We start from the raw sequence: 22,696 nt of genomic DNA, 5'->3' as shown, positions 1-22,696 counted from the left end.
CGGCAATACCGACGCCCCTATGCGGGACGGCGGCCAAAGATTACTTCGACATCCAAGACGGCAGGACGAATGCGCCGTTGGAGAACTTCTCGGGTTCGATCAGCACGCGATTGCCATCCTGAATCTGCCAGAAGGAGACCGGGACGTGATTGTTGCTTTGTAATGCCACGTGGGTGGCCGGGTCGAACTCGTGGAAACCGGCTACCGTCTCACGCTTGATTGCACCGATCGCGGCCCCGATTGCCTTGTGATCGGTTGGGTCGCCGACCTTTTCCAAGGCTTCGAAATACATGTTGGTCATTTCGTAGAGACTGACTCCGTAGGTTCCTGAATCAGCCCCATATCTGTCTTTATAGGCGCCCATCAGCTGCTGCCCCCGGGGCCAGCCCGGCGTGTCGAGCGGCGCGGTGATGAGATTGTAAAGGACGCCGCTTGAGTTCTTACCCGTCAGTTTTACAAACTCCGGGACCGAAGGCGCATACTGCAGGAACACCAGACTGTTGGTCGGCGATTCCAGGAACTGGTTTAGGAACAACGCCGAGTTTCCCGGCAGATAATCAGTGTTGATAACCAGATCCGGCGAGGTTTCACGCACCTTTGCCAGAATGGCCCGCCAGTCGCCGACCTCGCCAAAGGGCACCAACTCGTCCACGACGATCTTCCAGCCGCCCTCTTCAAATGACAGTTTCATGCCTTCGGAAATCGTGCGGGAATAGGCATTGTCCGACGAAATGATTGCCACCGATTTGTCTCGCAAGGAGATTTCACCCCGTGCGGCGAGGGCCTCGACAGCCGGGCGCACATCGGTCTCGTAACCTTTGAAAGACGCCGTGTAGGACCAGCAGCACCAGTAATCCTCCGGCGCAGGTGAGACGATAGCGGCGAAGGACGGCGACGGACCAGCGGCCAGATATGGCATATCCGCTTCGGCCATCAAATCGACTTCAAACATCGAAAGGCTGGCATAGCCGGTCAGGATCACCTCGACGCCGTTTGTGCCCAGCAAACGCTCGGCGGCGCTGGAGACGTTGGCGGCGGAATGGTCTTTCACATCGGCCACCACCACTTCGAAGGTGTGCCCTGCGACGCCGCCTTTGGCGTTGGCTTCCTCGATCGCCCACTCGACGCCTTTAACGAATTCATCACCATCTGCGGCCGAGGGGCCGGTCAAGGGCGCGAGCAGGCCGATTTTGACCTGATCCGCGGCGGCAGGCACCGCCAAGCCAGGCGCCAGTGCAATGTAGACCAACAGCGCCACAGGTATCTTTTGCATGCCAAACCTCCCCGATGATTTTGTTTCAGTTAAGGGAGCATGAATGCCGGAGCCAAGTACACTAGCAGTTCTGTTAGTTTGAAGCCTGTCTGTCCTAAACAGCAATCTCGTGATAGGGTTTTCCACTAAGGGAGGGAGTAAGATTTACAGCCTTTGGAACATATCTGAGAAGTCGCTGGATGCTTGCGGCAATCTGGACGCCGTCGGAGACTCCCTGGCGGAGGTCGCCGCGGACCTTGGCCTGCCTTTCTTCTCCTATCTTCTGGTTCGCCCCGGTGAGGGATTGGCAAAGTCCGGTAGTGACGTACTAATCACGAACTACGCGCCTGAATGGTGCACACGGTATCAACATAAGCTCTACAAGCACTATGATCCGGTCGCGCTGATCGCCGGCCGGTCACGTCTGCCGTTCTTCTGGGATAGCGGAAGCTTCCTGCGGCCCTTCCGCAAGGACCAGCGCCGTGTGTTTCACGAAGGACGGACCTTCAACATCGCCTGCGGCTATTCAATTCCTATCGCGGGGCCTGATGGGGACGTAGGGGTTTTCTCGGTCGTTGCCTCGCGAGACGGTCACTTGACCGATGCGGTCAAGGGCGCTGGGGGCGATATCTATGTTTCCGCAATTCACGCCCACGATCGCGTCATGCGTCTGCTCAGCGATGATACGGACGATCATGAAGATGTCAGGCTCTCCGCGCGAGAGATCGAGTGCCTGAAATGGACTGCCGAAGGTATGACGACAAATGCCATCGCGGAAACCATTTCGATCTCTCCGGCGACGGTGAACTATCACCTCAACAAAGCCATCCGGAAACTCGAAGCAAGCAACCGTCACCACGCTGCGATCAAAGCGATCCGCGCTGGACTGATTTGATAGAATGGGGCGACGCAATCAACCGGATTGACAGCTTCTGCAACGCGGGATGTGGCCCCGCCCGGATTGCTGCAGTATCGCGCTTTTCACGCTACGCCTGAGCTTTCGAGTCGCGCATCGACTCCAAATTCCAATGCAGTAGGCAATAGGCAAACGACACGCCAGGCCAATCAAATTCACTGTGTTCGATTTTCACTGGTCCTGCCGCAAAATTTCTTCTACCCACTATGGAGAGTATGAATTTGGCTCGCATAGCCCACGACATTCTATGGCCCTGAAAGACTTTACGACAGAACCCATCAGGTGGTTTTGTGCATCACAACCCCAGTGTGATCACCAGTTTCCCGTTTTCGACAACCACGCTTTTGAGCACTAGCTGAACCGCCGATTGCTTAACGCTCGTTTCCTTCAGAGTGAGGATCGGGTGCTCTGCGTAGTAGGCCGCCAAGGCTTTGGTCAGAACATTCTTGACCTTGGTGGCGTATTTGGCCGGTATTCCCTGCACCCCTAAATTTTCAATCACCGGATCGGTCAGATAAAACGCGCCTGCCTCCGGCACATAGGACGGGATGCCCGATGCATCGACCGCGCCACCGAGCGGTTTCGGCTGCCCGCCGATCTGGATATTCAGGCCCAGGTCTAATCCCGCCTGTACTCGGCTCGAACCCTCTGTAAGTGTTATCCGCGGATTATCGAGCGTGACTTCGAAGAAGAGGAGGTAGGTCTTCGTGAAGGGCAGTTTTTTTGCCAACTTCTCCTGCAATTGATCTTCAGTGAAGCGGAATCTGTACTCCTTGCCCGAGAAAAAGAAATAGGTGCCGGCGGCAATCGCCAACACCACGACAACAGTGACAGCAATTCTAGGCAACGACATTCCCCAAAATACCTTCCAAAACAGCGGTTATCATATCGGAATCGCCATGCAAGTGGAGCGGGTTTTTCTCTGCGGTCACCGGGAATGTCAGCCGTCGAGCCGTCAAAGCAATCTCGGTGTGCAAGACCAATGTTACAGCAGCGTCAGTCACAGGGAGGGGTAAAGAGCGACTCTGCGAACCGAAAGCCAGCCGTCAGTACCCCACCCCTTGGAAATACTACCAAGACCGCGTATACAGCTTGCGATAGAGTCTCGCGAATCCGGCACTCTCGGTGTTTTGGCCGGAAGATAACTCACAGGGGATGAGTATTATGGCGTTAGCTGTTTCGACCAACGATCTCGGTAAGGATGATGCCGAGGAATTTATCTGGACCGTCATCGAGTTGATTGCCGAAGCCGGCGGCTCTGGCGCGGTGGCTGTGGCCAAATTGATCCATCTGCTGAAGTCAACCAGCGGTACCGGTATGTACGATGACGACTACGCGGATAAGCTGGTTCCCAACCCCTATTTCGTTTCCAACGGCCATGAAGGTCAGTCGCCAAAGACGAAGCGTTATCTGCGGAATCGTGGCTTCAAGAGCCTGGGCGGCGCCGCGGTCGGTATTGCTGGCGGCCTTGGCAGCTCGGTCACACAGGTTGATGTGCTCAGCGCGATCCAGCACGGCAGTGCTATTGGCACGACGACAGCCCACATGGTCGGTGTAAATGCGGCCGGCCAGGGTTTCCGCAAGAGCGAGACGGTGACCGGCTGGATCTCGGCCATCCAGAAAGCTAAAGCTGCCAAAATTGGTGTGCGAGGGGTGGATCTTGCCGGGGCGGTGATTCCGGTCGCAGGCCTCGGCATTGCAACCGGTGCGGCGACCGCGATCGCTAAGCTGGGGATCAAACTCACTCTGGGTAAGCTGATTGCGCGCACTGCCATTGAAGTGCACTGGCGCGCCCATGTGGAAACCCAGATCTCCAGCGCGTTTGGCGGCGGCGCGGGCAAGCCGCAAGGCCCTGCAAGCGCCATCATGTACGAGATCTTCACCAAGCGCGGCTTCACCCGGCTGTTCGGCAAGTACGACACTGCGGCGATCATGCGCGAACCCTCAGGGTGGCTCGCGCTGAACGATAAGCTGATGCTGATGTAAGGCTGGAGCGGATCGGGTTTTGTCGGTGCCACTCTGTGGTTCCGTCAAAGCCTGTGAATTACCTTCTCACCTAGTGGTCCGAGAGCGGAACTCACTTCGCGCGCAGCTTTGCCGCACGTTCCCGCCGAACCAGGATCAGGGCGCCGGTGATAATCAAGGCGATACCTGCGGCACTTAGCGCTGAAAGCGGCTGACCGAACAAAGCAAAATCATAGGCCGCTGCGAACACCGGAGTTGCATAGAGTAACGGCACCACAAAGCTGGCATCGGCGCGTTTCATCGATTGGATAAAACAAAACTGCGCAGTGACCATGGTTATGCCGAGGGCGATCAGCAGCTGCCATTGGAGCAGGCTTGGCTCTCGCCAGAAAAAAGCCGCGACGAGGATTGAGATACCGGCGCCGATGCCGTTGTTGATGGCCAGTATGCGCAAGGGTGGCTCACCGTTGCTCAGTTTTTTGATGAAGATAACTTCGACACCCATAAAGAAAGCCGAAAGCAGGGCGAGGATTGCGGCCGGCTGAAAGGCTTCCGTACCCGGCCGGGTCAATACCAGCGCACCGAACAGCGCCAGTGCCGCTGCGCCCCAGCGTTTTGGGCCCACCTTCTCTCCCAGGAACGGGATGGACAGTGCCATGGTGACCATCGGGCTGAGGAAGCTGATGGCGTTGGCGTCGGCCAGCGGCATTTGCGCGGCCGCGGCAAAGAGGAAGCTGACACCGATCCAGCCGAAAAACGACCTTCCGATATGTGTGGGCCAGGGCGCGCCGTGAAAGCCCGGCCGGCACCAAAGGAGAAAAGGCATCAGGGTCAGGAAAGCGAAGCAGAAGCGCCCGGCCGAGACCTGAACCGGATGCAGCTCGGACCCGCCAAGACCCTTGCCGAGCGCCTTGGCCAGCAGCGATGTGACGGCAATCAGAGCCGCGGCGAGCGCCATCAGCAGCAGCCCCTGGACGCGCGGAGAGATAGATATTTGTCTCGGCATGATCGATCTGAATGGACGGCAGTCACGCCGCGCTGAACGGGAAGCTTTCAGAGCCGATTCCAATTGATTGGAAAAGACTCTTCGGCTCCTTAGCACGTACGGTGATTCAGTGAAATGCCCTTGAGCAATCGCTTTCCGATTCAGGTGCAATAGGGGTGTTCAGGCACAGTAGGGATGGTCGCCGGTCCAGCGATGGTACATTTCCGGCTTGCTGGCACCGGCCAATCGCGCGTGGGCATCCCGCCACATTGCGGCCCACTGAGCCGGGTCCCGCAGGGTTTGACCCGGCGCGATCCGGCTACGGGCTACAAAATCCGGGAACTGCGGGCGTCCGGTCGGCTCGCCGGTGCGATTGAAACGCAGATCGAAACTCCAACGCAACCGCTTGCTGCGGTTCGGAAGAGAGCCATGAATGGTCAAGGGATGAAAGAAAATGACGCCGCCGCTCTGAACCGGAAGTGAAACAACCCTGTCTTGATCGATCAGTCTCGCAGGTATGCCCACCTGGGGGCTTGGGCAGTGAACCTGCATCTCCTTGCGGTGGCTGCCGGCCACGACCCGCAGGCAACCGTTCTCTTCGTCGGCTTCAGTGATGGCGCACCATGCGGTAACCATCTGCGTCCGGTCTGCTTCTGGGCGGGCGACCGCTCGATCCTGGTGCCAATCAGTTGAGGTGATATGCGCGCGGATTTCGTCGTTGTTCAACAGTTTCTGCGGCGGCTTGATACGCACATGCTGGATTGGATTGCTGGTGATTTCGGGACCGATCAGGGCTTCGACGGCGTCCAGCATATCCGGTGACGTCATCAGATTGAAAATTGCCGGTCCGCAATGCATTGGCGTGTCTTCGTCGAACGGTCCTGTCGGCAGGGAAATATCCATCGGCTGGAAGTAATCGCAGCCAGCTTCGTAGCTCGCGACGATCTTGTCCTGAAAACTGGATGCACTGTCGAGGGCGCAAAGCGCGCCACTGCGGTGCCAGTCCCTGCAGAGCCGGTCAAGCAGTGCCTCGTATTCCTCCACGACCGGACGGATACAGCCTTGCTGGTCGAGCAGGCCGTCTGCAACGAGATAACCGTTGTCTTCGAAGAACTGGATTTGGTCCAGGGACAGCATTACCGAATTCCAGAAAATTTGTAATTTCGGAATTTAAGAACTTTGTGTAGCCAAGGGTCATTCCAGCGCAAAAACCGCAACCCTGCACGGTTCTTTCGCCGATAACTGCGCACAAGTCGGCGCCGGTTTCGGCAAAAACGCAAAGAGGTTGCTATGATGCCTCAAATGCGGCGCACGGCTGAGCAGAAACCCGGTTTCGTCAACCCTTTAGCGTCATGACAGGAGTCACCTTGCGTAGTGCGACAGCGCATCCGCTTCAACGCTGTCGATCCAGTTGCTCTTGCAAGTGCCATAGGCGTGATGGTCGTTACGATGAAGGGTCTGGCAGCGCAGCTTTTCAGCTTCGTAAGCCTGTGCGATTTCGGGGTTTTCGATCAGGTAGTCGCGAAAGGCCAGATGTCTGGTGATTTCCGGGGAGCCGATTTGATAGCAGTGCAGTTGAAGCAGACGTTTGCCGCTCACCGGGTCATTCTTGAAACAATAGCGGCGCCCGGGCAGCCCGAGTTCACCCTTCCATTCATATCCGAGCAGGGATAGCTTTTCCTTGTTCCCATCCAGTAACTCCAAATCTGCAACAATGGGCAGGAGGTCGATGATCGGTTTTGCCATGATCCCGGGAATCGAAGTCGAGCCGACGTGATGAACCCTCAGCAGGTTTTCGCCGATTGCCGCTTTCAGCTTGGCCGTCTCGTCAAGCGCGCGACGTGACCAGTGTAGATCATGCGGTTCGAGCTGAACTTCGAAGGGTGTAAGCATTGATCACCATGCACTCTGCTGTTTCAGCGCGAAGTTGATCCTATCGACCGTTTCGAAGATCCGAAAGTCCTCCTTCCGGCCAGCCCAATTTCGGCCAATTCAAGTCCTGCAAACCTAAATCCGGAACCAGGCCGACTTAATCTGGGTGTACTCCAGCAGGCTCTCGAAGCATTTGTCACGGGAGTTGCCCGATTGCTTCCAGCCGCCGAAAGGCTGGGTCATGTCGCCGTCGTTGAAGCTGTTGACCCAGACAACACCCGCTTCGATTTCCTTCACCAGGCGATGGGCGAGAGAGAGGTCCTGAGTCCAGAGACCGGCGGCCAGGCCGTAAACGCTGTCATTGGCAATGGCTAGCGCCTCATCAGGATCGTCGAAAGGGATGATGGCTGCGACCGGGCCGAAGATCTCGTCGCGTGCCAGGCTCATGTCGTTGCGCACATCGGCAAAGGCGGTCGGTGCGATATAGGCGCCATCTGCGAGGTGATCCGGAACGGTGCCGCGGTAGATCGCGCGCGCGCCGGCCTGTCCGGCGGCCTCGATGGCGGCCTGGACACGTACTTGCGCATTTCGATCGACGAGGGGACCGAGCGTCGTGGCAGGGTCCAAGGGATCGCCGGGTTGATAGGCACCCTCAGCGAGTTCGGCAAAACGCGCCAGAAAGTCCGCGTAGATCGGCCGTTCGACCAGCAGGCGCGAGCCCGCATTGCAGACCTCACCCATGTTGGCAAAAATGCCGTCGATGGCGGAGGTGACGGCGCGGTCCAGGTCGGCCAGGTCCCTGCAGAAGATCTGCGGGCTTTTGCCGCCGCATTCCAGACCGACTTTTTTGAGGTTTGACTGACCGGCATAGGCAAGCATTTTGCGCCCGACCGCCGTGGAACCGGTGAAGCTGATCTTGGAGACATCCATATGCAGGGCAAGCGCTTCGCCCGCCTCGGTTCCGTAGCCGCTGACGACATTGAAGACACCCGGCGGCCCGCCCGCCTCGACGAAGAGTTCTGCTGCCCGCAGGCAGGAGAGCGAGGCGGCTTCGGAGGGTTTTAGAACCGCGGTGTTTCCGGCGGCGAGGGCCGGTGCCACTTTCCACATTGCCATAAGCAGCGGGTAGTTCCAGGGCGATATGGCGCCAACGACACCCAGTGGCTGGCGAAGCGTGTAGTGCAGGACATCGGATTCCGTCGCGGTGGTTGTGCCCTCGACCTTATCGATGGCCTCGGCGAAGTAGCGCAGAGTCTTCACGATCTCCGGGATATCGATCGTCATCATGTCAGAGACGGGTTTCCCCATCTCGACCGAGTCCAGAAGGCTCAGCTCGGTGGCCTCGCGTTCGATCAGGTCGGCAAAACGATAGAGCGTTTCCAGTCGCTCGCGGGGTGCAATGCGCGACCAGATGCCCGAGCGAAAGGCCCGCTTCGCCGCGCCGACGGCCAGATCGACATCTGCCGCGCCGCCGCGGGCAATGCTGCAGACAGGAACGTTGTTTGCGGGATTGATGGACTCGAAACAACGGCCGTCCGCGGCATTCACGCTGTCGCCATCGATGAACAGCCGGGCCTTGTGCTTGATGCCCGCCGCCCGCTGTTTCCAATCCTCGTGAGTCAGAGGTGATGGCAGAGCCATAGCCAGGGCCGTGTGTGATATCACTTCTTCACCTTCGTTATGTCGACAGAGACCGATACTGCGGCGGCGCAGTCGGTTAATCCAAGTCTGCTACTTCGCGACTGTTACTCTGCGGCGGCGACCGTGCGTCCCTTGACCTGGACTTCGTAGCCGCGTTCCTCAGGCTCGTCGTCGGTCATCTCCGGCGGGAAGCCCGGCGCACGGATGTCGAGCCCGGTGGCGTCTTCAAGGCGACGGACGATGTTGGGCGACAGCTCGCGAGAGCCATAGCGTTTTTCGCCATCCTTGAAGATGTCGATCAGAACCGGCGAGACTTCGAGCGGCACGCCGGCGCGTTCGGCGATTTCCTGAAACAGGGAGATGTCCTTGACCACGAGATCCATGGTGAAATTGATGTCGCGCGAACCGTTCAGAATTACCTGACTCTCGGTTTCGTGGACGAAGGAGTTGCCCGATGATATCCGGATTGCCTCGTAGGTGGTGTTGAGGTCCATGCCGGCCGCCTTGGAGGTCACCAGAGCTTCGGCAAGTGTGACCAGATTGGCGGTCGCCAGGTAGTTCGTCATGACCTTGAGAGTGGAGGCCGATCCGATGTCGCCGGTGTGCAGCACACGGCGGCCCAGGACCGTGAGGATCGGCAGAGCCCGCTCGAAGGTCGGGCGTGCACAGCCTGCGAAGATCGCGATGTTGCCGGTCGCCGCACGGTGGCAGCCTCCCGAAACCGGACAGTCGATCGGCTCCGCACCCTTGGCTTTCACCAGCTCGGCAATGCGGCGTACTTCGCTCTCGTCCGTGGTGGACATCTCCGCCCAGATCTTGCCTTCGGACAAACCTGCCAGGATGCCGTCTTCAGCTTCCATGACTGCCGAACAGATGGCGGGAGACGGCAGGCAGGTGATGACCATGTCGACAGATTCGGCCATGGCCTTGGGACTCTCCGCCCAATGGGCACCTTGGTCGAGAAAGGGCTGTGCGGCGGCGCGATCCAGATCGCGGACGGTAAGGTCGAAGCCATTGCGCAGCACACTTCCTGCGAGTTTCCCCCCGACGTTGCCGAGACCGATAAATCCGATTTTCATTTCGTATCTCCTATAAAAAGAACCTGCGGGCGCTGTACGCTAAATTCAGGCAGGTGTTTCCGACATTTCCAGGTGCAGGGCCTTGCCCTCGTAGGGATGGGCCAGGGCGACGTCTTCATTCAACTCGACGCCGAGACCGGGATCGCTGGGGGGAATGACGTAGCCGTCCTCCCATTGGATCGGTTTTTTCAGGATCTCAGTGTGAAAGCCGCCCCAGGTCTGGATGCTCTCCAGGATCAGGAAGTTGGGGGTGCAGGCGCTGATCTGAATGTTGGCTGCGCCTTCGATGGGGCCGCAGTAAAGGTGCGGCGCAATCTGGGCGTAATAGGTTTCGGCCATGCCTGCGATCTTCTTGGCTTCCAGGATGCCGCCGACCCGTCCGAGCGCCATCTGCAGAATCGAGGCGGCCTGGTGTTCCAGCACGCGGGCGAATTCGTATTTGGTGGTCAGGCGCTCACCGGTGGCGATGGGGATCGACGTCTGGCGCGCGACCCGGGCCATTTCGGCGGGGTTCTCCGGCGGGGTCGGCTCTTCGAACCATAGCGGGTCGTACGGCTCTAGCTGCCGGGCCAGGCGGATGGCGCCCGAAGTGGTGAACTGGCCGTGCGTCCCAAACAGCATATCGGCCTTGGTGCCGACGGCTTCGCGGATTTTTTTCACGAACTCGACCGAGCGGGCGATGTCTTCCAGGCTCGGCTGATGACCGTCGTAGACCGTGTAGGCGCCGGCCGGGTCGAACTTGACGGCGGTAAAACCCTGAGCGACATATTCGGCGGCACGTTCGGCTGAGCGGTCCGCGTCGTGATAGAAGTCCGCGGTCTCGCCTTCTCCGGGATAGAGATAGGTGTAGGAACGCAGCCGTTCGTGCACCTGGCCGCCCAGAAGCTCGTAGACTGGTTTATTCAGTTCCTTGCCGACAATGTCCCAGCAGGCCATCTCGATGCCGCTGAGCACGCCCATGGCCGAAACGTCGGGCCGCAGGGTGTAGCCGGCGCCATAGACGTTGCGCCACAGCTTCTCGATCTTGAAGGGGTCGGTGCCGATCACATGGCGTTCACAGACGTCCTCGATCATCTTCGCGACCACGTGGGGACCGAAGGTCGCAGTGTAGACCTCACCGACGCCGGTAATGCCGCTGTCGGTCGTCAGTTTCAGAAAGATGAAATATTTGCCGCCGAAATGCGGCGGCGGGTTGCCGACCACAAAAGTTCTGACGTCGGTGATTTTCATGAGCGCTTCGCCTTTCAGGCCGATTTTTCGCTAAAAGAGGATCACGTTGCGAAGGGCTTCGCCGCGCTTGACGGAGTCGATGGCTTCGTTGATCTCATCCAACGCATAACGGCCGGTAATCAGTTCATCGAGTTTCAGCCGGCCCTGTTTATAGAGCGTGACCAGATTGGGGATATCGACCTGGATCTGGGCCGAACCCATTTTGGAGCCCATAATGTTCTGGCCATAGGCTGCAATGCTGCCCGGATCGATCTCCGACATGACCCCGGTCGCCGGCATGCCGACCAGAACCACCGTCCCGGTCGGGCAGATGAGCCCGTAGGACTGATCAAATGCCGCCTTGGCGCCCACCGTTACGAACACATAGTCGGCACCGCGCCCGCCGGTCCGGGCCCGTACGGCTTCCGCGACGTCTTCCCGGGTCGGGTTGATTGTGGAGGTTGCGCCGAACTTGATGGCGGCTTCGAGTTTGTCGTCGGCGAGATCGACGGCGATGATCTCCGTTGCCCCACAGAGCGCGGCGCCCTGCACTGCGTTCAGGCCGACGCCGCCGGTGCCGATAACCACGACGTTCGCGCCGGGTCGGACCTTGGCTGTGTTCACCACGGCACCCAATCCGGTGATGACACCACAGGCCAGCAGCGATGCGGATTCGAGCGGAACGTCCTTGGGAATCGGAACGACCTGCGAAGCATCGACCACGACATGTTCGGCAAAGGCACCGGTTCGCATCCCATGGACCAGGTCTTCGCCGTGCGCCGTCTTCAAGGGCGAGTCTTCGTCCAGTGGAAAGCTCGTTTCGCAGGCGACCAGCGCACCTTGAGAGCAGTAGTGGCAATGGCCGCAGGAGCGGATCAAGGTCACCACCACGTGGTCGCCGGGCGCAACCGTGCTCACGCCACTGCCGACGGCTTCCACAACCCCTGAGGCTTCGTGGCCATAGACTGCGGGCAGATCGCCGCCCCAGGCGCCCTCGGCATAGAAGATATCGCTGTGACAAATGGCACAGGCGGCGAGTTTAACCTTGATTTCACCGGCCTGCGGAGCGGCGATTTCGATGTCTTCGATGACGAGCGGTTCTCCGAACGTCCGGCAAACGGCGGCTTTCACGCTGATGATCTCCTGATCGACGGAATGACTGGAGGCAAAGTGTCCGCGAAGCGGATTCGAAAATCAAACGAATGAAATGCGGGCTGAGCCCAATAATTATTTGTGGCTTTCTATCCTTGATGGCGGTGCCGGTGTTCGGGCTTGCCGTTTGTTCGGAAAGCTGTCTTTAGTCGGATCAATTCGGATTGGAGGAGTTTTGGAGATGCCGCTGGAGCTTTGGTTCGCCTTTTCCCTGACCAGTATCGTCTTGTTGGTCGTGCCGGGACCAACCGTCATGCTGGTGTTCAGCTACGCGTTGGGGCACGGCAAACGCACGGCCTGGGCGACCGTACCGGGGGTGGCACTGGGTGACTTCACGGCTATGACCATTTCGCTGGCTGGTGCCGGTGCTGTATTGGCTGCCTCGGCAACCCTCTTTGCGATCCTGAAGTATGTCGGCGCCGCTTATTTGATCTGGCTCGGGATCAAGCTCTGGCGTGCGGAACCGAGACTCGAGCAGCCAGGCGATGCGTTGCCGGAGACTGAACTGGGCGTCAAAGACAGGCGATCCATGTTCTGGTCGGCCTATGTCGTGACCGCCCTCAACCCCAAGAGCATTGTATTCTTCATCGCCTTCTTGCCGCAGTTTGTCGCGCCCGCGCAGCCGGTACTGCCCCAATTCGTGATCCTCGGCGCGACCTTTCTGGTTCTCGCAACCGTTTCCTCCGCCATCTGGGCTCTGGCGGCGGGTGCGATGCGGGCCGGTTTCCGCAAACCCCGTACGTTAAAGCTGGCCAACCGTTTCGGCGGCGGATTTATGATCGGTGCCGGACTTCTGACTGCCGCTGTCCGACGAGTGTAGAGCGGTTCTGCCGTTTCCGCTCACCTGCTCATCAATCGAAAACCACGCCCTTGGTGAGCAGGAAACAGCCATAGGGCCGGTCTTCGGTGGTCTGCACCACGGCAAAGCTCTTCTTGGCAGCCTCGTAAAAAGCGAAGCGCTCAATCGACCCCATCTGGATCTCCCGTCCTTCGGCGGCATCGCAGGCGGCCTGGATGTCCTGATGAACCTCCAGCAGCTCGTCCGGTTTATCGACTACCTCCATGCGATACACCGGCGTGTCGATGAAGCTGTCCAGCGGATAGAGCTGCAGGATCGCTTTGGCGGCTTCGGTGTCATCGACGCCGTTCAACTGGACCAGCCGGCCAGTGGTGGTTTCCTTCGCGACCGTGGCGGCGGGGAAGTTCCGGTCTGCCAGTGTCAGGACATCGCCGTGCCCCATGGCGCGCAGCACCCACAGCAGGTCTGCGGAAATGATCGAAGGGATGGTTTTCAGCATGTTTGCTCCCGATTCTTATCGGTTACGATTCTGTCAAGGGTCCGAGCAGTGTCTTATTCGCCTCATACGCCCGCCGGTAGGCTTCATAGAAGGGCCGGTAAGCCTCGTGTGCGGCCATATCGGGTTCAACCCGGCGTGCGACATGGACCATGGCATCGCTGGCCTCGGCGATGCTTGAAAAGCTTCCACTCGCCGTGGCCGCCAGAATGGCGCAGCCCAGGGCTGGTGCGTCAGCCACGCGCGTGACTGTCAGTGGCAAGCCCGAAACGTCGGCATGGATCTGCATCCAGAGGTCGGAGTTAGTCACTCCGCCCGCAATCACCAGTTCGTCGGGCCGGTAGCCGCCCGCGCGCTGGGTTTCCAGGATCAGTTCCGTGCCATAGGCGATGCCCTCCAGGATCGCCCGGAAGAGGTGCCCACGGCCGTGACTGAGAGTAAGGCCGGACACCGCACCGCGTGACAGCGGATCTGTATGGGGTGTCCGGTTGCCCTGGAAATGATCCTGGACGATCAGCCCGTCGGATCCGGGCGGCAAACCGGCCGCCTCTTCGTTGAGCTGATCGAAGGTCGTGGCGGGATCGAGCAGACGTTTCAGCCAGGCGACGATGGAGCCGGTCGAGGTCTGCCCGCCTTCGACCACGTGGTAGCCCGGCAGCAGTGCGTCGGCGTAGGTGCCCCAGATTCCCTGACCGTGAAAGGCGTGGTCGGCCAGACCGAGATGCAGGTGCGAAGACCCGGTGATGAAGGCCATCTTGCCGGGCTTAACGACACCGAGGCCGATCATCGCGATGAAGGCATCCGCGCCGCCCTGCGCAACTGGAAGGCCCTTAGGAAGCCCGAGATGTTCCGACGCTTTGGCTGTCAGGCCGCCAAGAATTTCACCGAGCGGCAGGACTTCCTGCGGCCATTTTTCCAGCAGAGCGTCCAGGCCAAGTTTGGCGAGAAGGCTTGGCTGGAATCCACCGTGCTCGGAGAGGTAATGCCAGCGAACCGCGACGTTGTTGATGGAGGCAACCCGCCGGCCGGTGAGGTGGAAGTTGAGGTAATCCTGATACTCGCAGATGGTCGTGGCGCGGTCGAAATTGCCGGGCTCGTTTTCCTTCAGCCACAAAGCCTTGGGGATCATCCATTCCGCGGATACTGGGCCCTTGCCGTCTGAATTGATGCGCAGTGCGGGGTCGCCGCTACCGGCAACACGGTCGGCTTCCTTGGCGGCGCGCACGTCCATCCAGATCAGCGCCGGTCGAACGGCATCACCGTTTTCGTCCAAAGCCACCACTGAGCAGCAGGTGGTGTCGACACAGAGGGCGGCGATGTCGTCTGCTGAAATGCCGCTGTCGGACACCGCTTTACGCACCGATCTGCCGACCGCCGCCCACCAGTCCGCGGGATTCTGTTCGGCCTGTCCCGGTCTGGGGAACTTTGTTTCGTAGGGGGTCGCGGCGAAGGCAAGCGGTGTACCGCCGCTATCGAATACGCCGGCCCTCAGGGATTCGGTGCCGCCGTCTATTCCTATGAAGTATTGGCCAGCCATGGAGCTTATGTGTCCTAGTCCTGCATTGGTTTACAACAAGCCTGACGGATCAGGGCGATGACTTCCTGCGGTATTTCCATGTGCGGCAGATGGCCGATGCCTTCGAAACGGTAGAGGGAAGCGGACCAAAGTGCTTCGGCCTGTTCGATCGGCACCGTCGAATCCCGGCTGCCCCAGATCAATCGGATCGGGATAGGCAAGGCATTGACCTCGTCAAGTGGAAGAACCTTCTGCTTGTCACCTACGACCAGCGTTTCCAGGATCTCCTCGAGTTTTTCCGTAATCCGTGGATCGCTGCGCTGTTCGACGATCAGATCTGCGAGGTTCCGGGGCAGGCGGCTGCGCCAGCCGATGAGCTGCTCAAGGATGATGGAGATGACTTCGTGGCTGCGGGTTTTCGCGAAGCGCCGCAGCAGCCGGTGATTGACGTCGGTGCTCAAGCCCGCCGGCGCCAGCAAAGTCAGCGATTTAATGCGCGACCGGTCCTGCAGGGCGAGGGATAGCGCGACGGCACCCCCCATTGAATGCCCGACCAGATGGACCCGGCCGAGTTGCCGCTGTTCCAGTGCTTCCTTTACCGCTTGAGCCATTGCCGACACGCCGCCGATGCCCGGATGCTCGAGGGAGCGCGCATGGCCCGGCAGGTCAAAAGCGATCGTGTGCATTCCCCGTGAAAGCGGGAGTTGGATATTGACCCAGGCGTCCGCATCGCCCGCAAAGCCATGCAGGAACACGATTGTTTCTGCGCTCGCCGGGCCTAGCTCCTTGGCATAGAGCCGATGGTCGTCGTCCATGCCGGACTCTACTGCAGTGTCCCCTACTTCAGTGTCTCCAACACCGTCCTTGTCCAGGGCCTTCAGAACATCTTCTTGCTGAACGCGCCCGCGCCGGCCGCTGCCTGTCAAGCTTGCGAGGTCGAGACTCGAGCGCTGTGCCAGGCGCCGCGCTGCCGGTGATGCCGCGATCTTCTCGTCCAGGACACAGGAAGAAGGAGCTTTGCGAAGGGAGATGACCGACGAGGAGATTGTAGCAGCGGGCTCCTGGTCCGAAGCTTCGCGCTCTCGTCCGCCGGCAATTCCATCTTCGCCTTCGCCGCCCTCCAGTTCGGCGAGCCGGTTTCCGACGGCGACAACTTCGCCTTCCTGTGCGAGATAGGCCAGGATCCTGCCATCTTCCAGCGCCGGGAACTCGACGACTGTCTTGTCCGTCTCGATCTCGGCAATGGTTTCGCCCCGTTTATAGGGTTGCCCGGGTTGGACCAGCCATTTCTGCAGCGTGCCCTCTTCCATGGTTTCGCCCAGGCGCGGCATGATGAGATACCTGCTCATCGGCGCATCAGCTTTCTGGCGGTGGAGATTATCCGTGCGGGGGAGGGGATCGAACCCGCCTCGAGCTCCGGTGCCACCGGGATCGGGATATCTTCGCCGGCCAGACGGATGACCGGTTCTTCGAGCCAGTCGAAGGCTTCTTCCTGCAGGATCGCGGCAATTTCGGCAGAGACGCCTGCCGTCAAGGTGTCCTCGGTGACCACGAGCGCCCGTCCGGTCTTGGCAACCGAGGCGACGATGGTTTCACGGTCGAGAGGGTTGAGTGTGCGCAGGTCGATGACCTCGGCGTCGATACCGTCGTCCGCGAGCGAGCCGGCGGCTTCCAGAGCGAAATGAACCATACGCGAATAGGTGACGATGGTGAGGTCACTGCCTGCGCGTAAGACTTTTGCTTGGCCCCAGTCGGCCGGTTGCTCGCGATCAAGTATTCCCTTTTGCGTATAAAGCGCCTTGTGTTCGATAAAGACGGTGGGATCCGGCAGTGTCAGCGCATGGCGCAATAGAACGTAGGCATCGGTGACCGTGGCGGGCATGGCGAGCCGGAGCCCCGGCGTATGCATAATCCAGGCTTCCAGTGACTGTGAGTGCTGCGCCGCACCCGAGCGGCCGGTCCCGCCCTGAGTCCGCAGGAGCATGGGCACGCCGATCTGGCCGCCGAACATGTAACGGATTTTCGCAGCCTGATTGGCGATCTGATCCATGGCGAGACCGATGAAGTCGACATACATCAACTCCGCTACAGGCCGAAGGCCGGTCATGGCCGCACCCACCGCCGCACCGACGAGTCCGGCTTCGGAGATGGGCGTATCGATCAGGCGTTCCGGACCGAAGTCGTCGATCAGGCCTTTGGTCACACCGTAGGCCCCGCCATACAGACCGACCTCTTCCCCGATGACGATGATACTGGAGTCTGCCGTCATGGCGTCGCGCAGCGCCAAGCGCAGGGCATCCCGGTAGGTGAATTCGATAGGCTCACTCATTCCGCCAACACCTTGGCGATCCGCTGATCGACCGGTTCCGGTGCAGGTTGGCCGGGTGCGTAAACGTCCTGGAACAATGCATCTTGCGCAGGTTGCCGGCCTTTGATCGCGAAATCCACGGCAGCATCCATTTCTTCGGTCACGGACTCAGCTATCTCGTCGCACTGGCTTTCCGAAAGTAGAGCGTCTTCGATCAGGCGCCTGCGTTGTAAGGCCAGAGGGTCGGTCTTGCGTCCCTCGGTTTCTTCTGCGTCGTCGCGATAGGGTGATTTATCCATGCGGGCATGGCCGTGAAAGCGATAGCAGTCCACGACAAGAAAACCGGCTGCGCCTGCCCTTGCCGCTTCGATCAGCTCACCGGCAACCTCTGCGACCTTTTCGACATCGCCGCCGTCCGCCCGGGCACCACGCAGTCCGAAGGCGGTGGCACGGTCTTCGAATTCGGTGCGCGCCGCGGAGCGGTCGATCTTGGTACCCATGCCGTATTGATTGTTGATGCAGACGAAAAGGCAGGGCAGGGACCAGAGCGCGGCCATGTTCATGCTCTCGTAGAGCACGCCCTGCTGTGCGGCGCCGTCGCCGAAGAAGGCGACCGAGACTGCGTTGCTTTTGAAGTGCCGGGCCGAGAGACCGGCGCCGATCACGGCGGGAATCCCGCCGCCGACGATGGCATTGGCGCCCAGATGTCCGAGTTCACGGTCGGCGATGTGCATGGAGCCGCCCTTGCCGGCGCAGTAGCCGCTTTCAGCCCCGGCGATCTCCGCCATCATGCGGTTGGGGTCGGCACCCCGCGCCAGGAAGATGCCGTGACCACGATGGTGGGTGGTGAAACTGTCGCCGTCGCCCATGTGCGCGGTCACACCGACCGCCGCGGCTTCCTCGCCGATGGAGAGATGCAGCATGGAGCCCGCCGTGCCGCCGCGCACGAAGAGTTCGCCGACCCGTTCCTCAAAGGTGCGAACCCGCAGCAGTTGCCGGTAGTACTCTGTGCTGCGGCTGTTGCGGGGAGCGTCGTTCACGCCTCTAACTCTCCATTTTGCCGGTCAGGCCATCGATCATGCGCCGCAGGGCCAGCATGCCCGGGTCGTCGAGGCCGATGGATTTCTCGCCGAACATGCGGGCCCGTCCCAGTTTTGAGGGCTGGTCTCGGAATCGCTCGAGCGCTTTCGTGGCGGCGGCATCGGTGGCGGTCAATATCTCCTGCGGATCCGCCTTGCCGGCCGTCGCGAGCCTGATTTCCTCCAGCATGTCGATGACGGTCTTGTCGCCGAGCGCGCCCTTGCCGCGTTTGAGCATGGCCTCGATGGCGCCTTCGAGCAGAGCGGAGGATTCAGAAAAAGGAATGTCGCTCCGGCCTTTGCAGGCCTTGGCCGCGGACATCAGACCGGTCGCAATCAGCGTCCCGAAGGACGAGGAGGAGACTCGCTGAAAAGCTTTCGAGCAGGCGAGGAAGGCCATGCCGACGTCGTCCGGCAGCTCTGTCGCCCCATCCGCGGCTTCACGCCAGCCGCGCGCCACCGTGATGCCAAGATCGCCGTCGCCCAGCTTGCCGTCCTGTGCGTTTAATTCGTCATGCGCGGACGCACCGGCAGCGGCAAGGCGTTCAAGGGCGATCTGGAGATGAGCGCGCGAGATGCCTGTCATGGTCAGACACGCCAGAACGCACAGTCCGCGGGTGCCTTGAGTAAGGCTTCCAGTTCATCATCGAGCTTGCAGAGCGTGATGGTTGCGCCGGTCATCTCCATGGAGGTCGCGTAGCGGCCGACCAGCGGCATGACGATACTTGCGCCGGCTGCCTCCAACTGCATCTTGGCGTGGCGATACATGATGTAGAGTTCTTCGTCGGGCGTTGCGCCGAGAGAGTTGACCAGGATCGAAACTCGGTCGCCGGAGGACAGCGGCATATCGGCCAGCAGGCGTTCGATCATCTCACCGGTGATGGCATCGGCGGGTTTCAGCTTGTCGCGCCATATGCCCGGTTCGCCGTGAATGCCCATGCCCATTTCCATCTCGTCTTCGCCGAGAGTAAAGGTAGGCTTGCCTGCCTGGGGTACCGTGCAGGGAGTGAGCGCCATGCCGATCGAACGGCAGGCGTCTGCAGTCTTTTGAGCGATCCGGGTTACGTTCGCCAGATCCGCCATTTCTTCGGCTTTCGCGCCTGCGGTTTTGAAGGCGTAGACCATTCCCGCGACACCACGGCGTTTTTCGGCTTCCTCTGGCGGGGCCGAGACCACGTCGTCAGCCAACAGGACGGTCGTGGACTCAATGTCGTCCTCCAGCTCCACGGTTTCACCCGCCATGTCGAAGTTCATGACGTCACCGCCGTAGTTGCCGTAGAGGCGCAGGATACCAGCACCGCCGTTCGCATGGCGCATGGCGCCCGCCATCTGTTCGGCGGAAGGGGAGGCAAAGACATCGCCGATGGCGGCAGCGTCCAGCAGTCCCTTGCCGACGTAACCGGTGAAGATCGGCAGGTGGCCCGAGCCGCCGCCGGTTACGATGCCGACTTTGCCTTGGGTTGCGCCGCCGCTGCGTGCGATCACGCGCCGTTCCGGCTGCGCGTAGAATTCAGGATGGGCTGTGCACATCCCGTCCAGCATCTCGTCAACGTAGTCTTGCGGAGCGTTCAGGATCTTTTTCATGACACAGTGCCCTCTTCAAATATCTATACCAATGAGCGCTGGTATTTGGCCTTCAAGTTTTGGATGACAGCTTAAGAAATGGAATTGGGGGAGGCCGGAACCTCCCCCTTTTTCGCGTCAGATCTTGTAGCCAAGCTCGCGCGCGCCATCGAGGAAGTTCTTGTACTGCCTCTTCTGGCTGTCGATGCCCAGGCGTTGGACGATCTTCACCCATTCCTCGGCGGCCTCGTCGAGCGCCTGCTGCGAGGTCAGCTCGCCTGAAATGGACTTCGAGATGTTCCGGCCCAGAGCGTCGGCATATTCCGGCGCGCCTTCCCAGAAGAACTGCGGATAGCCGACCTCGACGTTCTTGAGGCCTGCGTCCAGATGGTTCTTGGCGGTCTCGAAGTTCTTGAAGATCCCCGAGTTGGTCTGCCAGAGATCGCTGGTGCCGCGTTGCGGATTGGCCTCCAGATACTTCTGTGCCGCGGCGTCGCCGTAATGGGTTTTGCCGAAGGGATCCGAACCGCAATATTCGTCCGCCACGATGTCGTTGGAGTAATCCGGGTGCGACATGCGGTAGATGAAGTAGAAGGCGGCGTCTTTGACGTCCTGCGGCAGATTTTTCGGGATCGATGCGGTCCGGCACCAGAGCGAGATCGCCCGGTTGGTAATGGAGCCGTCGTCGTTCCGCCAGCCGGGCACGATATCCGCCCGCTGGTCCTCGGCTTTTTCGGGACCCTGCTGCTGGACCGTGAACTCGGCGAGATCGATCCACCAGACCGACATGACGTCGGAACCCGACTGCCAGCGCTGGATGGTCGTGCCGATATCCATGGCTTCTGCGCCCGGAGGCCCGAATTTGATGATCTCCTTGTAGATATCCAACGCCTCGGCGGCTTTGCCCTGGTTGATCACCGGATGCATGTTTTCGTCGAAGTAGTTCACCCCGGCGGAGGCGGCGATATCCATCCAGAAACCCCAGCCGAAAGCCGGCGGGTTGACCACCATGGAGGTGCCATAGATTCCCTGACTCGAAAGTTCCTCGGTGAAGAACTGCGTGGCCTGAAGGAACTCGTCCCAGGTCTTCGGCACATCCAGTTCGCGCTGGAAACGGCCCGAAAACTTTTTCTGCAATTCCGGATTTTCGAAATGGCTTTTGCGGTAATGCAGGATATGGATGTCGCCATCCAGCATGGTGCCGTAGGTCTTGCCGTCCCACTTGGTGTAGAACTCGCGGTAGGCGGGCATGACCCAGTCCAGGTAATCCTGGCTGCCTTCGTACTGGGCGAAGTAGTCATCCAGAGGTTCGAGCTGCCCGGTCTCGGCCAGGGCCCCGAAGTAGAGCGACGGATACTGCACGAAGTCGAAACGCGGACGCTTGGTCAGCAACTGCGGCAGGATCTTTGCGACCGCGTCGCCACCATCATACATTTCCCGGCTTTCGATGCCGACACCGGCTTCTTTCTCTAACAGGGGCGACAGCCACATGGGGGCGTGCAGCCAGTTGGAGTCCTGAAAGTATTTAAGCTTGATATCTTTAAACAGCTTCTTGCCCGGCGGCACGGCAGTGGCCGCAGAGGCGGGTCGGATAATCGAGGGTGCCGATGACGCAGCCAAGGCACTGGCCGCGACGCCCTTCATGAACTTCCGGCGCGTAAAACCGCTGAAAATACTCATTATCTGTTCCTCCCTTTATTGGCTAATCCGATGCGTAACGTCAGCTCAATTCAATCGATCAGGGCCTCCGTCTGTGCGTCGAACACCATCACGTCTTCGGGACGATACCCGAGCGTCACGGCTTCTCCCGGCGCGGCCCGCGTTTCAGGCGGGACCAATGCGCGGAATTTGGTATCTCCGTTGGCGAAAGTCAGGATCGACCTTTCGCCGAGATATTCGTTGATCAGGATCGAGGCGGTGATGTCATGCACATCGCTGCCGGTATGGGCGCTTGACTTGCCCTCTGAATCCTTCAGGCGCAGGTTTTGCGGCCGGATCCCGACGATGAAATCTCGGCCCCCCAGCGCGCGGATCTTTCCGGCGCGATGTTCGGTCAAGTGGAAGACCAGCGCTCCGTCTTTTGTCTTGAGAGCGAGCCCGCCGCCGTTGTCGCTGACCTCTGCCTGAAAGAAATTGGTCGGCGGCTCGCCGATGAAGTCGGCGACGAAGACATTGGCCGGCGCGTTATAGAGCTCGTTGCGGGTGCCGACCTGCTGGAGCTTGGCATTCGACATCACCGCCACGCGGTCGGCCAGGGCAAGTGCTTCGACCTGATCGTGGGTCACATAGACCATGGTCTTACCCAGGTCCCGGTGGATGGCCTTGAGATCGAACAGCATCTGGAACTTCAGGTGCGCGTCGATATGGCTCATGACTTCGTCGAGAATGAAAACCGACGGATCCCTGATCAGGGCACGTCCTAAACTCACGCGCTGCTGCTGACCCCCGGACAGCGCCCCCGGGCGTTGATCCAGGATCGACGTCAGTTTGAGGATCTCCGCGATGTCGCGGGCCTTGCGGCGCCGTTCATCTTCCGGCACGCCGCGCACTTCAAGAGGGAATGCCAGATTCTCCTCAATGGTGAAATTGGGATAAAGCGCGTAGGTCTCGAATGCCATGGCGACATTGCGGTGCTGCGGCTCGAGTTCGTTGACGCGCTTGCCGTTGAAGTTGATGTCGCCTGAGGAGATCTCTTCAAGACCGACGATCATGCGCAACGTCGAGGTCTTGCCGCAGCCCGAGGGCCCCAATAGTGCGACGAACTCGCCATTGTTGATCTCAAGATTGAGATCCTGGACCGCATGCACTTCGGTGCGGCCCGACCGGTAGATCTTGTTGACGTTCTGGAGGTTGACCTGCGCCAT

At 60.0% G+C, this 22,696-nt stretch carries 21 protein-coding genes; 3 read left to right on the top strand and 18 right to left on the bottom strand.

All coding sequences use genetic code 11. The features are described 5' to 3' along the window. Window positions 1–40: 40 nt before the first annotated feature. Window positions 41–1,273: an ABC transporter substrate-binding protein gene (locus tag QMZ18_RS30335; RefSeq protein ID WP_282610159.1), complete on the bottom strand. Its 1,233-nt coding sequence runs from the start codon at window positions 1,271–1,273 to the stop codon at window positions 41–43. A 109-nt stretch (window positions 1,274–1,382) separates the two neighbouring features. On the opposite strand from QMZ18_RS30335, the gene QMZ18_RS30330 reads away from it, so the two are divergent. Beyond that, a complete protein-coding gene (locus QMZ18_RS30330; protein WP_282610158.1) occupies window positions 1,383–2,147 on the top strand; it encodes a LuxR family transcriptional regulator in 765 nt (254 codons plus the stop codon). Window positions 2,148–2,463: 316 nt separating this feature from the next. Here the strand turns inward: QMZ18_RS30330 and QMZ18_RS30325 are convergent, their stop codons facing one another. After that, window positions 2,464–3,021, bottom strand: coding sequence for a DUF1439 domain-containing protein (locus QMZ18_RS30325; RefSeq protein ID WP_282610157.1), 558 nt, complete (start codon window positions 3,019–3,021; stop codon window positions 2,464–2,466). A gap of 311 nt (window positions 3,022–3,332) precedes the next feature. Between QMZ18_RS30325 and QMZ18_RS30320 the strand changes: the two genes are divergently transcribed. Then, window positions 3,333–4,154, top strand: coding sequence for a hypothetical protein (locus QMZ18_RS30320; protein WP_282610156.1), 822 nt, complete (start codon window positions 3,333–3,335; stop codon window positions 4,152–4,154). Window positions 4,155–4,245: 91 nt separating this feature from the next. Here QMZ18_RS30320 and QMZ18_RS30315 read toward each other — a convergent pair whose 3' ends face one another. The 7 genes from QMZ18_RS30315 to QMZ18_RS30285 all read right to left on the bottom strand — a co-directional run bounded on the left by QMZ18_RS30315 (window position 4,246) and on the right by QMZ18_RS30285 (window position 12,050). After that, window positions 4,246–5,139, bottom strand: a complete 894-nt coding sequence (locus QMZ18_RS30315; RefSeq protein WP_282610155.1) for a DMT family transporter — start codon at window positions 5,137–5,139, stop codon at window positions 4,246–4,248. Window positions 5,140–5,298: 159 nt separating this feature from the next. After that, a complete protein-coding gene (locus tag QMZ18_RS30310; protein ID WP_282610154.1) occupies window positions 5,299–6,255 on the bottom strand; it encodes a phytanoyl-CoA dioxygenase family protein in 957 nt (318 codons plus the stop codon). A 225-nt stretch (window positions 6,256–6,480) separates the two neighbouring features. Continuing rightward, entirely contained in the window at window positions 6,481–7,011 is a 531-nt protein-coding gene (locus QMZ18_RS30305) for a GrpB family protein (RefSeq protein WP_282610153.1), read from the bottom strand. 114 nt (window positions 7,012–7,125) lie between these two features. Beyond that, window positions 7,126–8,655 carry an aldehyde dehydrogenase family protein gene (locus tag QMZ18_RS30300; RefSeq protein WP_282610152.1) on the bottom strand — a complete coding sequence of 510 codons (1,530 nt, stop codon included), beginning with the start codon at window positions 8,653–8,655 and terminating at the stop codon, window positions 7,126–7,128. Window positions 8,656–8,735: 80 nt separating this feature from the next. Continuing rightward, on the bottom strand, window positions 8,736–9,710 hold the full coding sequence (locus tag QMZ18_RS30295) for an NAD(P)-dependent oxidoreductase (RefSeq protein WP_282610151.1): 975 nt from the start codon (window positions 9,708–9,710) through the stop codon (window positions 8,736–8,738). A 45-nt stretch (window positions 9,711–9,755) separates the two neighbouring features. Then, window positions 9,756–10,940 (bottom strand): mandelate racemase/muconate lactonizing enzyme family protein, encoded by a 1,185-nt coding sequence (locus QMZ18_RS30290; protein WP_282610150.1) that lies wholly within the window; start codon window positions 10,938–10,940, stop codon window positions 9,756–9,758. A 30-nt stretch (window positions 10,941–10,970) separates the two neighbouring features. Further along, complete coding sequence (locus tag QMZ18_RS30285; protein WP_282610149.1) at window positions 10,971–12,050, bottom strand: Zn-dependent alcohol dehydrogenase; 1,080 nt, start codon at window positions 12,048–12,050, stop codon at window positions 10,971–10,973. Between the two features lie 202 nt (window positions 12,051–12,252). Here QMZ18_RS30285 and QMZ18_RS30280 point away from each other — a divergent pair, with 202 nt between their 5' ends. Beyond that, window positions 12,253–12,891, top strand: coding sequence for a LysE family translocator (locus tag QMZ18_RS30280; protein ID WP_282610148.1), 639 nt, complete (start codon window positions 12,253–12,255; stop codon window positions 12,889–12,891). A 31-nt stretch (window positions 12,892–12,922) separates the two neighbouring features. On the opposite strand, the gene QMZ18_RS30275 is transcribed toward QMZ18_RS30280, so the two are convergent. From QMZ18_RS30275 to QMZ18_RS30235, 9 genes are all read right to left on the bottom strand, one after another. Then, window positions 12,923–13,369, bottom strand: coding sequence for an RbsD/FucU family protein (locus QMZ18_RS30275; RefSeq protein ID WP_282610147.1), 447 nt, complete (start codon window positions 13,367–13,369; stop codon window positions 12,923–12,925). A 22-nt stretch (window positions 13,370–13,391) separates the two neighbouring features. Then, window positions 13,392–14,903, bottom strand: coding sequence for a ribulokinase (locus QMZ18_RS30270; protein ID WP_282610146.1), 1,512 nt, complete (start codon window positions 14,901–14,903; stop codon window positions 13,392–13,394). Between the two features lie 14 nt (window positions 14,904–14,917). Next, window positions 14,918–16,231, bottom strand: a complete 1,314-nt coding sequence (locus QMZ18_RS30265) for an acetoin dehydrogenase dihydrolipoyllysine-residue acetyltransferase subunit (RefSeq protein WP_282610145.1) — start codon at window positions 16,229–16,231, stop codon at window positions 14,918–14,920. Then, entirely contained in the window at window positions 16,228–17,211 is a 984-nt protein-coding gene (locus QMZ18_RS30260; RefSeq protein ID WP_282610144.1) for an alpha-ketoacid dehydrogenase subunit beta, read from the bottom strand. The genes QMZ18_RS30265 and QMZ18_RS30260 overlap by 4 nt, the downstream gene beginning before the upstream one ends. Then, window positions 17,208–18,230: a thiamine pyrophosphate-dependent dehydrogenase E1 component subunit alpha gene (locus QMZ18_RS30255; RefSeq protein WP_282610143.1), complete on the bottom strand. Its 1,023-nt coding sequence runs from the start codon at window positions 18,228–18,230 to the stop codon at window positions 17,208–17,210. The genes QMZ18_RS30260 and QMZ18_RS30255 overlap by 4 nt, the downstream gene beginning before the upstream one ends. A gap of 4 nt (window positions 18,231–18,234) precedes the next feature. Continuing rightward, window positions 18,235–18,855: a dihydroxyacetone kinase subunit L gene (locus tag QMZ18_RS30250; protein ID WP_282610142.1), complete on the bottom strand. Its 621-nt coding sequence runs from the start codon at window positions 18,853–18,855 to the stop codon at window positions 18,235–18,237. Between the two features lie 2 nt (window positions 18,856–18,857). After that, window positions 18,858–19,853, bottom strand: a complete 996-nt coding sequence (locus QMZ18_RS30245; protein ID WP_282610141.1) for a dihydroxyacetone kinase subunit DhaK — start codon at window positions 19,851–19,853, stop codon at window positions 18,858–18,860. A gap of 117 nt (window positions 19,854–19,970) precedes the next feature. Beyond that, window positions 19,971–21,512 (bottom strand): ABC transporter substrate-binding protein, encoded by a 1,542-nt coding sequence (locus QMZ18_RS30240; RefSeq protein WP_282610140.1) that lies wholly within the window; start codon window positions 21,510–21,512, stop codon window positions 19,971–19,973. Between the two features lie 50 nt (window positions 21,513–21,562). Beyond that, window positions 21,563–22,696 (bottom strand): ABC transporter ATP-binding protein, encoded by a 1,134-nt coding sequence (locus QMZ18_RS30235; RefSeq protein ID WP_282610139.1) that lies wholly within the window; start codon window positions 22,694–22,696, stop codon window positions 21,563–21,565.

This window comes from Pelagibius sp. Alg239-R121 (genome assembly GCF_947331435.1).
Taxonomy (GTDB): Bacteria; Pseudomonadota; Alphaproteobacteria; order Kiloniellales; family Kiloniellaceae; genus Denitrobaculum.
Note: the sequence above shows the minus strand (reverse complement) of the source record. Positions and strands in the feature narration are given on the sequence as shown.

Bases quoted from the DNA above. Each gene is read 5' to 3' on its own strand.
- QMZ18_RS30250 (WP_282610142.1), bottom strand. From the start codon at position 18,855: ATGACAGGCATCTCGCGCGCTCATCTCCAGATCGCCCTTGAACGCCTT.
- QMZ18_RS30335 (WP_282610159.1), bottom strand. From the start codon at position 1,273: ATGCAAAAGATACCTGTGGCGCTGTTGGTCTACATTGCACTGGCGCCT.
- QMZ18_RS30275 (WP_282610147.1), bottom strand. From the start codon at position 13,369: ATGCTGAAAACCATCCCTTCGATCATTTCCGCAGACCTGCTGTGGGTG.
- QMZ18_RS30290 (WP_282610150.1), bottom strand. From the start codon at position 10,940: ATGAAAATCACCGACGTCAGAACTTTTGTGGTCGGCAACCCGCCGCCG.
- QMZ18_RS30240 (WP_282610140.1), bottom strand. From the start codon at position 21,512: ATGAGTATTTTCAGCGGTTTTACGCGCCGGAAGTTCATGAAGGGCGTC.
- QMZ18_RS30305 (WP_282610153.1), bottom strand. From the start codon at position 7,011: ATGCTTACACCCTTCGAAGTTCAGCTCGAACCGCATGATCTACACTGG.
- QMZ18_RS30310 (WP_282610154.1), bottom strand. From the start codon at position 6,255: ATGCTGTCCCTGGACCAAATCCAGTTCTTCGAAGACAACGGTTATCTC.
- QMZ18_RS30265 (WP_282610145.1), bottom strand. From the start codon at position 16,231: ATGAGCAGGTATCTCATCATGCCGCGCCTGGGCGAAACCATGGAAGAG.
- QMZ18_RS30260 (WP_282610144.1), bottom strand. From the start codon at position 17,211: ATGAGTGAGCCTATCGAATTCACCTACCGGGATGCCCTGCGCTTGGCG.
- QMZ18_RS30315 (WP_282610155.1), bottom strand. From the start codon at position 5,139: ATGCCGAGACAAATATCTATCTCTCCGCGCGTCCAGGGGCTGCTGCTG.
- QMZ18_RS30295 (WP_282610151.1), bottom strand. From the start codon at position 9,710: ATGAAAATCGGATTTATCGGTCTCGGCAACGTCGGGGGGAAACTCGCA.
- QMZ18_RS30270 (WP_282610146.1), bottom strand. From the start codon at position 14,903: ATGGCTGGCCAATACTTCATAGGAATAGACGGCGGCACCGAATCCCTG.
- QMZ18_RS30280 (WP_282610148.1), top strand. From the start codon at position 12,253: ATGCCGCTGGAGCTTTGGTTCGCCTTTTCCCTGACCAGTATCGTCTTG.
- QMZ18_RS30245 (WP_282610141.1), bottom strand. From the start codon at position 19,853: ATGAAAAAGATCCTGAACGCTCCGCAAGACTACGTTGACGAGATGCTG.
- QMZ18_RS30320 (WP_282610156.1), top strand. From the start codon at position 3,333: ATGGCGTTAGCTGTTTCGACCAACGATCTCGGTAAGGATGATGCCGAG.
- QMZ18_RS30325 (WP_282610157.1), bottom strand. From the start codon at position 3,021: ATGTCGTTGCCTAGAATTGCTGTCACTGTTGTCGTGGTGTTGGCGATT.
- QMZ18_RS30235 (WP_282610139.1), bottom strand. From the start codon at position 22,696: ATGGCGCAGGTCAACCTCCAGAACGTCAACAAGATCTACCGGTCGGGC.